Source organism: Vibrio sp. 1557 (genome assembly GCF_033340175.1).
Lineage (GTDB): Bacteria > Pseudomonadota > Gammaproteobacteria > Enterobacterales > Vibrionaceae > Vibrio > Vibrio alginolyticus.
The window spans coordinates 1-13,898 of record NZ_JAWOVZ010000031.1 but is presented as its reverse complement, the minus strand read 5'-3'; the positions used below and the strand labels follow the sequence as shown (position 1 = coordinate 13,898).

Genomic DNA, 13,898 nt, shown 5'->3' with positions numbered 1-13,898 from the left:
GGGCTTTTTACTTTACTGTTTTTTTATCCAGTAATTTTCTTTGCACATTTCTCACACTATGTAATACTTGCCCCACTTGGTTATACATAGAGCAAAAACGATGGATAAAATAGAAGTTCGCGGTGCCCGAACCCATAACCTTAAAGACATTAATCTTACAATCCCTCGCGATAAACTGATTGTCATTACTGGACTAAGTGGCTCCGGTAAATCCTCTCTCGCTTTCGATACATTGTATGCAGAAGGCCAACGACGCTACGTAGAGTCTCTCTCTGCCTACGCTCGTCAGTTTTTGTCTCTGATGGAAAAACCCGATGTCGACCACATTGAAGGGTTATCACCTGCGATTTCTATTGAACAGAAATCTACTTCTCATAACCCGCGTTCAACCGTCGGTACAATTACCGAAGTCTACGACTACTTACGTCTATTGTATGCTCGTGTGGGCGAACCCCGCTGTCCAACGCACCATGCCCCTCTTGCTGCGCAAACCATCAGCCAAATGGTGGACAAAGTCCTAGAGATGCCGGAAGGCAGCAAAATGATGCTATTGGCGCCTATTGTCAAAGAACGTAAAGGGGAGCATGTTAAAACGCTTGAGAACTTAGCGGCTCAAGGCTTTATTCGTGCGCGTATTGATGGAGAAACTTGCGATCTTTCCGATCCTCCAACCCTTGAACTACATAAAAAGCACACCATTGAAGTTGTGGTAGACCGCTTTAAAGTTCGTCCAGACTTACAACAGCGCTTGGCCGAATCTTTCGAGACAACACTCGAATTATCAGGCGGAATTGCAGTTGTCGCGCCAATGGATGGCGACGGTGAAGAGATTATTTTCTCCGCCAACTTCGCTTGTCCACAATGTGGTTACAGCATGCAAGAGTTAGAGCCGCGACTTTTCTCATTCAACAATCCTGCTGGTGCATGTGGCACTTGTGATGGCTTGGGTGTTCAACAATACTTCGATCCAAGCCGAGTCATTCAAGATGATTCATTAAGCTTGGCACAAGGTGCGATTCGCGGTTGGGATCAAAAGAACTACTACTACTTCCAAATGCTCACCTCATTGGCCGATCATTATGGTTTTGACCTCCATGCCCCTTTTAATTCTCTGCCAAAGAAAACGCAAGATGTCATTCTAAAGGGCTCAGGTCGTACTGAGATTGAGTTTAAATACATCAACGATCGTGGCGATATTCGCGTTAAACGCCATCCATTCGAAGGTATTCTGAATACCCTAGAACGTCGCTATCGTGATACAGAATCCAACTCTGTCCGTGAAGAGCTTGCAAAATACATCTCCACTAAATCTTGTTCAAGCTGTGGCGGTACTCGTCTACGCCTCGAAGCACGTAACGTGTTTATTGCTGATACGACACTACCTGAGATTGTTGAACTCAGCATTGCTGATGCATTGGAGTTCTTCCATTCCTTGAAACTGGAAGGTCAACGAGCCCAAATCGCTGAAAAAGTGATGAAGGAAATCAACGACCGCCTGCAATTCTTAGTTAACGTCGGTTTGAACTACCTAAACTTATCACGCAGTGCTGAAACCTTATCAGGCGGTGAAGCTCAACGTATTCGTTTAGCAAGCCAAATTGGTGCAGGTCTTGTTGGTGTGATGTATGTTCTGGATGAACCGTCGATTGGCCTCCACCAGCGTGATAATGAACGACTCCTAAAAACACTGACTCATTTGCGCGATTTAGGTAATACCGTACTTGTGGTAGAACACGATGAAGATGCGATTCGCTGTGCAGATCATGTCATAGATATTGGTCCTGGTGCTGGCGTACATGGTGGTAATGTTGTTGCGGAAGGCACCATGGAAGAGATAGTCGCGAATCCGAATTCTCTGACAGGTCAGTACTTAAGTGGTGTTAAAGAAATCGCAGTACCGAAAGATCGCACGCCGCGAGATCCGAAAAAAACGGTTGAGCTATTAGGCGCAACAGGTAATAACCTTAAAAACGTTAACCTTTCAATTCCTGTTGGGTTATTCAGCTGTATTACAGGGGTATCTGGCTCAGGTAAATCAACGCTGATTAATGATACTTTCTTTAAAATTGCGCATACCCAACTTAACGGAGCGACAACGGCTCAGCCTTCACCTTATAAATCGATTAAAGGTCTAGAGCACTTCGATAAAGTCATCGATATCGATCAAAGCCCAATTGGCCGTACACCTCGCTCTAACCCTGCAACCTATACGGGGATCTTTACACCAATCCGTGAACTGTTTGCAGGCACACAGGAGTCGCGTTCTCGCGGTTACAAACCGGGCCGTTTTAGTTTTAACGTACGCGGTGGTCGTTGTGAGGCCTGTCAGGGTGACGGTGTTATCAAAGTAGAAATGCACTTCCTACCAGATGTTTATGTGCCATGTGATGTGTGTAAAGGTAAACGCTACAACCGTGAAACGCTCGAAGTACGTTACAAAGGTAAAACTATTGATGAAGTGCTAGAAATGACGGTCGAAGATGCACGCACCTTCTTCGATCCAGTTCCTGCCATCGCTCGCAAACTACAAACACTGATGGATGTGGGTTTGTCGTACATACGATTGGGTCAAGCGGCAACAACACTCTCCGGTGGTGAAGCACAGCGTGTGAAACTGGCGCGAGAGCTATCCAAACGTGATACAGGAAAAACCTTGTACATTTTGGATGAACCAACAACCGGCTTGCACTTCCATGATATCCAGCAGTTGCTCACTGTACTGCACAGACTTCGCGACCACGGAAACACTGTCGTGGTGATCGAGCATAACCTGGACGTCATTAAGACTGCGGACTGGATTATCGATCTTGGTCCTGAAGGGGGTCAAGGTGGCGGCGAGATAATCGCTCAAGGCACTCCGGAAGATGTGTCGCAAATCGAGGGTTCGCACACAGCTCACTTCCTCAAGCCTATGTTGAAGTAGAAAAAACAGGTAAAGTATCGAGACCAGCAAGTGCTGGTCTTTTTTCATTCAAAACAACGCAATAACTATGGCTACTATACATGTAAGTGGAACAAAGCTTTCTCCCGAAAAAGTACAGGTTCCCCTCAATCGCAAGTTTCTCATTGCCTTGGCAACACTATTTGTGTTGGCAATGCACTTTTTCATGCCCAACCCCGGCGGTTCGGGGCTTTCGCTTTCGTTCAATGCGACAACTTGGATTGCTTTTAGCTTTGCATTAGGCATTGGGTGTTACCAACTAGCGAATAATCGAGTGCTACGTTACTCAAAACTAACCATCGGCTTGTTCATTAGTGCTCTTATCATGACAGTGCCCATTCAGTACCCAAATGCGAATAGCAGCTTGGCAGCCAATAAGCTCATTGGCCTGTGGTGTGGTGTCCTGTTCTTTATTGTTTTACAACAATTTCATTTCAGTAATAAACATCGCCAACGCCTATTATGGTTCATTGTCCTTGCGGTTGTTATCGAAGCCATTTTTGGTCTGACACAATATCTGTATCTCAAACCAGGTAATCCGTTTGGTTACGACACGGTGGCCAATCGTCCTTATGGTATTTTCCAACAGCCCAATGTAATGGCCAGCTTTCTTGCGACAGGGTTGGTGATTGCCAGCTATTTACTTGCACGTCAGCCCTACAAATACGACCGTAAGTTAAGCGATGTTTACCTTCTCTATGCCGTGCCAGTTTTAACTTTACCACTAATTGTGGCGTTGGCTTCACGCACTGGTTGGTTAGCCTCGGTCATCGCCGTGTTGTTGGTCATTCCATACATGTACCGTTTTGCAACCAAAGGGCGCTTTATCCGCTGGGTTGTGTCACTTGTAAGTGGGCTCTTATTCTCCGTCGTTGTCATGCATCTTGCCTTTCCTGATGGAGGTGGGTTAGCCGCAGAAAAAGTAAATATGGAGTCTCCTCGAGCGTATACTTTTCCGCAAACATTAGACATGGTGATTGAAAAGCCTTTTACTGGTTATGGATATGGTAAGTTTGAATCTGAGTACATGCTGTATACGGCTCGTCAACATGCCCTAAATGAGAATTACCCAGCTGGTTTGCCAGCCATGGATCATCCGCATAACGAGCTGCTTTACTGGGGAGTAGAAGGTGGCTTGCTGCCAATACTCGGCATCTTCTTAGCGATGGCACTGGTACTGTATCGAATCTATCAAGCCAAACGCGGAACTCGTCTTGCGTTGCTGGCCTTGTTTATACCTATCGTATTGCACTCACAACTGGAATACCCTTTCTACCACTCTCTCGTGCATTGGTTGATCTTCGTTATCCTACTGTACTGGGTCGATCAGCGCGTCTCTCGTTATCGACAAGTCGGCTTTAGTAATGTAACCAAAAGCTTGCTGCGTGTTTTTAGTTTGGTACTTCCCGTTGCGTTTACGTTTTACATGGTAAGCGCATTACATACGAATTATGTATTGACGAAGTTTGAGACCACTAGACCAACTAACCCTGATATTCTGAATCAAGTCAGTAACCCTGTAGTTTGGAAAGACAGGTTTGATTGGGATGTCTATAGCACGTTTTTAAACCTTGGGCTGTACCAACAAGACGCAACCTTGATTCAGCCTTATATCGATTGGTCGCTAAAAATCATCAAAGATAAGCCTCGCCCTGCATTTTATAATAATTTGATTTTGGCCTACCATGGCTTAGATGACTCAAGTAAAGCGGAGCAAATTAGAGCTGAAGCGCAGTTTTTGTTCCCGAAGATTGATTTCAGTGACGTCAATTACCAGCCACCTTCTCAAGCAATATCTGCCTCACCAGCCCCCACTTCAGGAGCTGAGTAATAAATACCAAAAAGCGAAGGGATGACCTTCGCTTTTCTTTATCTCATTGCTGTATGATTTTATTCAGTGAGTGACTCTTCTAACGCTTTTAAGCACAGCGCAACGTTTTCAGATCGAGCGCCGTAACCCATTAAGCCAATACGCCACGCTTTACCAGCTAATGCCCCAAGGCCTGCACCAATTTCTAGGTTATAGGTTTCTAGCAAGTGAGCACGAACTTTTGCTTCATCAACTCCTTCAGGCACGTAAATCGCATTTAATTGTGGCAACCGATGGGCTTCGTCCACAACAAATTCAAAGCCTAACTTTTGTAAGCCATTTTTGAGTTTTTCATGCATCAGTTGGTGACGAGCCCAAGCGTTTTCTAATCCTTCATTTTTCAGTATCAATAAAGCTTCATGAAGCGCATACAAGCTATTAACTGGCGCCGTATGATGGTAACTACGCTTGCCTTCTCCACTCCAATACCCCAAAACTAAACTCTGATCGAGGAACCAACTCTGTACTGGTGTTGTTCTTGCTTGAATCTTTTCAATCGCGGCAGGAGAAAACGTCACTGGTGAGAGCCCAGGTACACATGACAAACATTTTTGACTACCAGAGTAAACCGCATCCAGTTGCCATTCATCCACTTTTAACGGCACACCACCAAGTGACGTCACCGCATCAACAATAGATAATGCATTATGCTGTTTCGCCAGCTTACCCAATGCTTGAGCATCACTGACTGTACCAGTTGAGGTTTCCGCATGCACAAAAGCAAGAATTTTTGTATCTGGGTGCTGTTCGAGTGCTTGCTCGACTTTATCAATGGAAACAGGCGTCCCCCATTCATCATCGACGATAACAACTTCACCACCAGCACGGACGACATTTTCGCGCATGCGTTCACCAAATACACCGTTACGGCAAACGATCACTTTATCGCCTTTCTCGATCAAGTTTACAAAGCAGGTTTCCATCCCTGCACTACCAGGGGCTGAAACCGCAATAGTGAATTCATTGTCAGTTTGAAAGGCATACTTCAATAGCTGCTTGAGCTCATCCATCATACCGATAAACAGAGGATCAAGGTGACCTACCGTAGGACGACTTAGTGCTTGTAACACTTGAGGATAAATATCAGAAGGACCAGGTCCCATTAAAATACGGTGAGGTGGAATAAAGCTTTGGATCGACATGTCAGCTCCTTGATTATCTTTTATCCTGAGCATTCTAAAAGTTCTATTCAATAACATGGCTCAGGTGTAGGGTTCTCCACCCTAATAGATTTTTCCTCTATCAGCAATTAGCCGTAAGTATGGAGGTCAAACCAGTGTCACAAAATCGTTAATAAAAAACACCATAAAGGTTGAAATATTGATTGACATTAAGGCCTCAAAACCGTTCAATGTTTGAGCTTTATGTAGAAGAGGAGCGCTACCCAGGTAGATGATTTGTGGAACCGCAATTCCAACACCAATCATTGAGGGGGAGTAGTGCCGAGGTAAGTCAAAGTTGCAGGATTTGACTTGTCGGTTGAATTGGGCTGAATCCCATCAACTGTCATCAGCGCAGTCTGATGAAGGGCTTCTGAGGGTAAATTTTTCAAATAGCATTCTAAATGCCTCTCTTTTTGCTCTGTTCCTTTTCTCACTAAACATTGGATGTACAATTTTTTAGGAAGTCGTGGGAGAACGCAGTGAGCGCATTTAACGTAGCTAAATTCGGTGGAACCAGTGTTGCCAACTATGAGGCAATGAGTCGTTGCGCCACCATTATCGAAAACAATCCAAATACTCGCCTAGTCGTGAGCAGCGCTTGCTCTGGCGTCACCAACCTATTGGTAGAACTCGCCAACGGTGTTCAGGATCAAACGCACCGTACTGAGCTACTGCAAAATCTGGCCAACATTCATGACGCCATTTTAACTCAGCTCGAAGACAGCACGAAAACTGCTGCCGAGGTGTATGGCATATTAGATACCGTAACCAGCCTGGCCGAGGCTGCATCTATCCAAGCTAGTGCGAAGTTAACCGATCATTTAGTCGCATGTGGTGAACTCATGTCGACGCACATTCTAACTCAGTTAATGTGTGAGCGAGGCATTCAAGCAGTGCGCTTTGATATCCGCGATGTGCTGCGTACTGATGACAACTTTGGTCGCGCGGAGCCAAACATTGAAGCAATTTCGACGCTTGCGCAAGATAAACTCGTACCACTTTGCCAACAATCCGTTGTTGTTACTCAAGGCTTCATAGGATCTGACGAAGCCGGTAATACAACAACATTAGGTCGAGGGGGCAGCGATTACAGCGCCGCCTTAATTGCTGAGAGCGTTAAAGCGGCAGGTCTAGAAATCTGGACTGATGTTCCGGGTATCTACACAACAGACCCGCGAATTGCACCAAAAGCCTCACCAATTCCTGAGATCAGCTTTAGTGAAGCTTCAGAAATGGCTAACTTTGGCGCTAAAATCCTTCACCCTTCTACGCTAGTACCTGCATTGCGCCACGACATTCCGGTATTTGTAGGGTCATCGAAAGAGCCTGAAAAAGGGGGAACTTGGATTCGCCACCAAGTCGAAAGCTCACCGTTATTCCGTGCGCTAGCTTTGCGTTGTAACCAAACCATGGTAACGCTACGCAGCGCCAATATGTTCCACGCATACGGTTTCTTAGCAAAGGTCTTTGAGATCCTTGCAAAGCATAAGATCTCTGTCGATTTGATCACGACATCTGAAATCAGTGTATCGTTAACACTTGATCAAACTGATACATCTGGTGGCGCGCCGCAGCTGCCGCAAGCTGCACGAGAAGAGTTAGAAGAGTTATGTAAGGTAGAAGTTGAACATGACCTATGCCTCGTTGCTCTCATTGGTAACAACATGAGTGAGAGTAAAGGCTACGCGAAACAGGTTTTTGGCACGCTAGAAGATTTTAACCTACGCATGATTTGTTATGGCGCTAGCCCTCACAACTTATGCTTCTTGCTCCATGAATCGGTATCGAAACAAGCCATACAAAAACTCCACACGGAGTTGTTTGAGAAGTAAGTTCAACTCAATAAAACAAAGGGCTGCGTATCTGCAGCCCTTTGTTGTTTCAATAGTTGTTACATTTGGACGAGGTAAACATCAATTTAACCGTTAATGTTTGGCCCTAACCATTTTTCAGCCTCGATCCTATCCCACCCCTTACGATCGGCGTAACTCTCTAGCTGATCTTCTTGAATCTGTGCGATCGCAAAGTAACGTGAGTCAGGATGAGAGAAATACCAACCAGAGACTGACGCGCCCGGATACATTGCATAGCTGGAGGTTAGAGTCATGCCAATATTCTCTTCCACATTAAGTAGCTCCCAAAGCGGTCCTTTTTCAGTATGCTCAGGGCACGCTGGATAACCTGGTGCAGGGCGAATACCTTGGTATTTTTCACGAATGAGATCATCGTTAGATAAATCTTCATCCGCAGCATAACCCCAAATTTCTTTACGGACACGCTCATGCAAATACTCAGCAAACGCTTCGGCTAGGCGATCCGCCACCGCTTGAATCATAATTGCGTTGTAATCATCTCCCTGTGCTTTGTATTCATCAGCAAGCTCTCGTTCACCAATACCACCAGTGACAGCAAATGCCCCTATCCAATCATGCTTACCCGACTCTTTAGGTGCGATGTAGTCGGATAAACAATAGTTGAATCCTTTTGGTTTCTCGGTCTGTTGTCGCAAGTTACGTAATACTTTCACAACGTCGGTACGAGTTTCATCAGCATAAACTTCAATGTCGTCCCCCACGCTCGCAGCAGGGAATAAACCACACATTCCACGCGCTTTTAACAGGCCTTCTCGCTCAACTCGATCAAGTATCTCGTTGGCATCTTCGAATAAACGTTTTGCTTCTTCACCAACTTCTTCATGTTGGAAAATTGTTGGATACTTACCCACAAGTGACCAAGTCATAAAGAATGGTGTCCAATCGATGTATTGACGTAATATAGCCACATCAAAATCATCGAAGATATGAATGCCAGGCTTAACAGGCACTGGAGGAGTATAAGCTTCCCAATCGATAGCAACTTTATTCGCTCGAGCAGCTTCTAATGTCACTGGTTTGGTTCTCGGTTTCTTTCGATTATGTTGATCACGTACTCGTTCGTAATCAGCTTCAAGTTTTTCAACAAATTCAGGGCGACGTTCATCAGACAGAAGAGAAGTACATACGCCCACTGCACGTGAGGCGTTGTTCACGTAAACCACTGGATGCTTGTAATTTTGCTCAATCTTAACTGCGGTATGGGCTTTTGACGTTGTTGCGCCACCGATGAGAAGAGGTAAGCTAAAGTCGAGACGCTCCATCTCTTTTGCAACATGCACCATTTCGTCTAATGAAGGTGTGATCAACCCTGATAAACCAATAATATCGACGTTCTCTTCTTGCGCTACTTTTAAGATCTTTTCGCAAGGAACCATGACACCAAGATCGATAATTTCGTAGTTATTGCACTGCAATACAACGCCAACGATATTTTTCCCGATATCATGTACATCACCTTTGACCGTCGCTAGCAAAATCTTACCGTTTGTTTGTCCCACCTGCTTTTCTGCATTGATGTAGGGCTCCAGATGCGCGACTGCTTGCTTCATCACTCGTGCAGATTTTACGACCTGAGGAAGGAACATTTTACCTTCACCAAACAAGTCTCCGACGACGTTCATCCCATCCATTAGTGGGCCTTCAATCACCTCTAATGGCTTTGAAGCGTTGACACGAGCCTCTTCGGTATCATCAACGATGAACTCAGTTATTCCTTTCACTAACGCGTGCTCTAAGCGCTTTTCAACAGGCCAAGTTCTCCACTCAAGTGCAGAGGCATCCTCCTCTTTACCTACCCCTTTGCCTGCATATTCCGCCGCGATATCTAACAATCTCTCAGTGGCGTCATCATGACGGTTAAGAACGACATCTTCCACAGCCTCACGCAATTTTTCAGGCACGTTATCGTAGATTTCTAACTGACCCGCATTCACAATCCCCATATCCATACCGTTTTTAAAACAGTGGTAGAGGAACACCGCGTGAATCGCTTCACGTACATAGTTATTGCCACGGAAAGAGAATGAGACGTTAGAAACACCACCCGAGATCATCGCGTGTGGTAAATCACGTTTGATATCGCCAACGGCTTCAATGAAATCCACCGCGTAGTTATTATGCTCCTCGATCCCCGTAGCAATGGCAAAAATGTTTGGGTCAAAAATGATGTCTTCTGGTGGAAAGCCCACTTCATCAACAAGAATTCGGTAAGCGTTGGTACAAATTTCTACTTTGCGCTCACGTGTATCTGCTTGCCCAATCTCATCAAACGCCATCACAATCACAGCCGCACCGTAACGGCGGATCAACTTAGCTTGTTCAACGAATTTCTCTTTGCCTTCTTTGAGAGAGATCGAGTTAACAATGCCTTTGCCTTGGATGCACTTAAGACCGGCTTCAATAACCTCCCACTTGGAAGAGTCAACCATGATTGGTACTTTTGAGATTTCAGGTTCTGACGCACAAAGGTTTAAAAAGCGAACCATACAAGCTTGTGCATCCAACATGCCTTCATCCATGTTGATATCGATAATTTGAGCGCCATTTTCAACTTGTTGACGAGCCACATCGAGCGCTTCATCGTACAGTTCTTCTTTAATCAAGCGCTTAAAACGCGCAGAACCGGTTACATTCGTACGCTCACCGACATTGATAAATAAAGAGTCTTTATCAATAGCGAGTGGCTCTAGGCCAGACAAGCGACAAGCAACGGGAAGTTCAGGTAATTGACGAGGGGCGATATTTTCAACCGCGAGTGCCATTTGGCGAATGTGCTCAGGAGTTGTACCACAACACCCACCAATCAAGTTTAAAAAGCCACTTTGAGCCCACTCTTTAACATGCTTAGCCATATCTTCTGGCGACAAATCGTATTCGCCGAATGCATTCGGAAGCCCAGCATTTGGGTGAGCGGAAACAAAAGATTCTGATATACGCGAGAGCTCTTCAACATAAGGACGCAGTTCATCCGGGCCAAGTGCACAGTTCAAACCAAACGAAATCGGTTTAACATGACGTAATGAGTTGTAAAACGCTTCTGTGGTTTGACCGGATAATGTTCTACCGGAAGCATCAGTAATAGTCCCCGAGATCATCACAGGTAACTCAATACCCATCTCTTCAAACACACTTTCAACAGCAAATGAACAAGCCTTAGCGTTAAGCGTATCGAAGATGGTCTCGATAAGAATAAGGTCTGAACCACCTTTAATAAGCGCTCGAGTCGATTCAGAGTAAGCCTCAACTAACTCGTCGAAAGAAACATTTCGATATCCGGGGTCATTTACATCAGGAGAAATAGAACAAGTTCGGTTTGTCGGCCCTAAAACCCCTGCGACATAACGTGGTTTATCGGGTGTTTTTGCGGTCCATTCGTCTGCAACTTCACGTGCAAGCTTGGCAGCTGCAAAGTTAATTTCTTCACTTAGGCTTTCCATCTCGTAGTCAGCCATCGCAATGGTTGTTGCGTTAAAAGTGTTGGTCTCAAGAATATCTGCACCCGCTTCTAAATATGCAGCGTGAATTTCCTTGATAAGTTGAGGCTGACTTAGAACCAACAGGTCGTTGTTACCTTTTAGATCACAATGCCAATCCGCAAAGCGCGTTCCTCGATAGTCTTGCTCTTCAAGTTTGTACCCTTGAATCATGGTTCCCATACCACCATCAATCAAAAGAATACGTTGCTTCAATTGAGCTTCAATCTGTTGTCTTACGTTACTTCCCACAGTACAGCCTCATTCCTTTAGTTATCTTTCCATCCTATCACACAAACTTCAGGAGTCTAGACGTCTAAACGTGGAATTAATGATTATTTTATCTCCTTCTTAACTTACAAAATAATCACGAAAAAATGTTTGCTATTTAAGCAGCATCAGCCGAGAATTCCATTCATAAAATGTTACAAATAGAGAGCTCTATGTCGGTCTATCATACTTTATGTTTTCTATCCGCAGCTGCGATGCTAATTGCTTTTGTAAACAGCAAGATAGGAAAGATGCAAACCACCATTGCGATTACCGCAGGTTCAATGGTGCTTTCACTTCTAATCTTAATTGCGGGTCAAAACAACTGGTTCCATCTCACCGAAATTGCGACGGAGACGGTCACAAGGATTAACTTCGAAGATTTCTTGCTCAAAGGCATTCTTGGCTTCTTACTATTTGCTGGTGGACTAGGCATCAAACTCCCGAACCTTAAAGATCAAAAGTGGGAGATCACTGTTTTAGCCCTTGGAGCTACACTGTTTTCTACGTTCTTTATTGGATTTGCGCTGTATGGGTTTTGTCAGTTAATTGGCATCCAATTTGATTTGGTCTACTGCTTACTATTTGGTGCTCTAATATCGCCAACTGACCCAATCGCTGTATTGGCTATTGTGAAAAAACTAGATGCTCCTAAACGTATCTCCACTCAGATTGAAGGAGAATCGCTCTTCAATGATGGCTTCGGTTTGGTTATCTTCGTCACTCTATTTACGATTGCATTTGGCACTGAGGCACCAACTGTAGGTAGTGTCACCTTACTCTTCATCCAAGAAGCTATCGGTGGTATCACATATGGTTTCGTCCTCGGTTTGCTATTCCACTACTTGATCAGTGCCACCGATGATCACTCAATGGAATTGTTACTTACCATTGGTGTCCCAACAGCAGGTTACGCATTTGCTGAATACATCCATGTATCAGGCCCACTCGCGATGGTTGTATCCGGTATTATGATTGGCAACTGGACACGCTTTATTGGCTTTTCAAAAGAGAGTGAAGATCACCTTGACCATTTTTGGGAGCTTGTTGATGAGTTCTTGAATGGCGTGTTATTCCTACTGATCGGCATGTCGATGCTGCTATTTGAATTCCACAAAGAAGACTGGATCATGATGGCTATTTCAGTCCCTCTTGTACTAGCAGCTCGCTATCTAAGTGTATTTCTTTCTTACATAGGCTTTAAACGTTACAGAAAATATAATCCATGGTCAGTGCGTATTTTGACGTGGGGCGGTTTACGCGGAGGCCTAGCACTAGCGATGGCACTTTCTATTCCATCTGGTATTTGGGTGATTCAAGATAAGTTAATCGATGTAAAAGAGATTATTCTTGTAATGACCTACTCCGTCGTTGTTTTCTCTATCCTCATTCAAGGCTCAACAATCACTCCAATGATTGAAAAAGCAAAAGCAGAAGAGAAGAAGATGGAAGAGAATAACCAAGCAATAACCACTCCGGAACATACGGAGCCATTGGACTCTTAAAGACACGTAACTTAATAAATAAAAAGCAGCTACCTAGCTGCTTTTTTCATAACTAATTTTCAGACTCCCCTTCAAGGACTAATGCTCCTTATTCTTTGATATACCTTCAAATATACTAAGAATCGCTACGCTACATTTTCATAGATACTAACTATTGCCGATAGATAGTATTCATAGACGAGCCTTTTAATTTACCCATTTTCATCTGTATCACTTCTCTTCCCTTGGCAATATAGGCTCCTCGCAAACATCAAAGCTAAACTTCCACAATACTTAGCAATGAGCGAGTTTGTATTTTTATGAGAAAGAGACATTTAGGGTGATTGCGTTCAGAACCCAAACAGGTTAGCAACCTCACCAAGATAAAACTGAGCTAGCATTCAGTAGATCAAAGCCTTAACAGAAATTTAGCCCCCTCCCTCTTGATCTCAGTGAGACTAAACTTGTATTCAAAGTCATCCTATTTTCAAATTAGAAACAAGCGACACTTCAAACAATTAAACTCTGTCACATAACTAGATTTTCTAATATCGAATAAAAGGAGCTTTGGTTAGAGCTTGGTATCGGAATAAGACTAAGACTAAGGCACAGAGTTACGTGCTAGCTCGTTCACGACGTATTAAAACCATGTGAAGAGGGTAGTGTAACTCGAGATGCAAGATTTAAATATGAGAGTGGGTTTAAGGTAAGTCAGGTAACCAAAACGAAAAAAGCCCCAGTCTTTTGACTGAGGCTTAATATAAGTGGCGGAGTGGACGGGACTCGAACCCGCGACCCCCGGCGTGACAGGCCGGTATTCTAA

General features: G+C 44.4%; 6 protein-coding genes and 1 riboswitch. Of the genes, 4 read left to right on the top strand and 2 right to left on the bottom strand.

Annotation, left to right across the window (positions count from 1 at the left end):
* The first annotated feature begins 100 nt into the window (after positions 1-100).
* Both uvrA and R7070_RS22285 read left to right on the top strand, forming a co-directional pair.
* Positions 101-2,923, top strand: coding sequence for an excinuclease ABC subunit UvrA (uvrA, locus tag R7070_RS22290; RefSeq protein ID WP_005381241.1), 2,823 nt, complete (start codon positions 101-103; stop codon positions 2,921-2,923).
* A gap of 67 nt (positions 2,924-2,990) precedes the next feature.
* The gene (locus R7070_RS22285; protein ID WP_256900709.1) at positions 2,991-4,772 is read left to right on the top strand and encodes a PglL family O-oligosaccharyltransferase; all 1,782 of its coding nucleotides are present in this window, start codon (positions 2,991-2,993) and stop codon (positions 4,770-4,772) included.
* Between the two features lie 59 nt (positions 4,773-4,831).
* Here the strand turns inward: R7070_RS22285 and R7070_RS22280 are convergent, their stop codons facing one another.
* Positions 4,832-5,953 (bottom strand): pyridoxal-phosphate-dependent aminotransferase family protein, encoded by a 1,122-nt coding sequence (locus R7070_RS22280; RefSeq protein ID WP_054577146.1) that lies wholly within the window; start codon positions 5,951-5,953, stop codon positions 4,832-4,834.
* 220 nt (positions 5,954-6,173) lie between these two features.
* A riboswitch (Lysine riboswitch) is annotated at positions 6,174-6,352 on the top strand.
* 101 nt (positions 6,353-6,453) lie between these two features.
* Here R7070_RS22280 and lysC point away from each other — a divergent pair.
* Positions 6,454-7,806 (top strand): lysine-sensitive aspartokinase 3, encoded by a 1,353-nt coding sequence (gene lysC / locus R7070_RS22275; protein ID WP_065274909.1) that lies wholly within the window; start codon positions 6,454-6,456, stop codon positions 7,804-7,806.
* 86 nt (positions 7,807-7,892) lie between these two features.
* Here lysC and metH read toward each other — a convergent pair whose 3' ends face one another.
* Complete coding sequence (metH, locus tag R7070_RS22270; RefSeq protein WP_053306798.1) at positions 7,893-11,573, bottom strand: methionine synthase; 3,681 nt, start codon at positions 11,571-11,573, stop codon at positions 7,893-7,895.
* 191 nt (positions 11,574-11,764) lie between these two features.
* Here metH and R7070_RS22265 point away from each other — a divergent pair, with 191 nt between their 5' ends.
* Positions 11,765-13,096, top strand: coding sequence for a cation:proton antiporter (locus R7070_RS22265; RefSeq protein ID WP_031781147.1), 1,332 nt, complete (start codon positions 11,765-11,767; stop codon positions 13,094-13,096).
* Positions 13,097-13,898: the final 802 nt, after the last annotated feature.

Coding starts and splice junctions, on each gene's coding strand:
- R7070_RS22265 (WP_031781147.1), top strand. CDS start 11,765: ATGTCGGTCTATCATACTTTATGTTTTCTATCCGCAGCTGCGATGCTA.
- R7070_RS22280 (WP_054577146.1), bottom strand. CDS start 5,953: ATGTCGATCCAAAGCTTTATTCCACCTCACCGTATTTTAATGGGACCT.
- R7070_RS22285 (WP_256900709.1), top strand. CDS start 2,991: ATGGCTACTATACATGTAAGTGGAACAAAGCTTTCTCCCGAAAAAGTA.
- uvrA (WP_005381241.1), top strand. CDS start 101: ATGGATAAAATAGAAGTTCGCGGTGCCCGAACCCATAACCTTAAAGAC.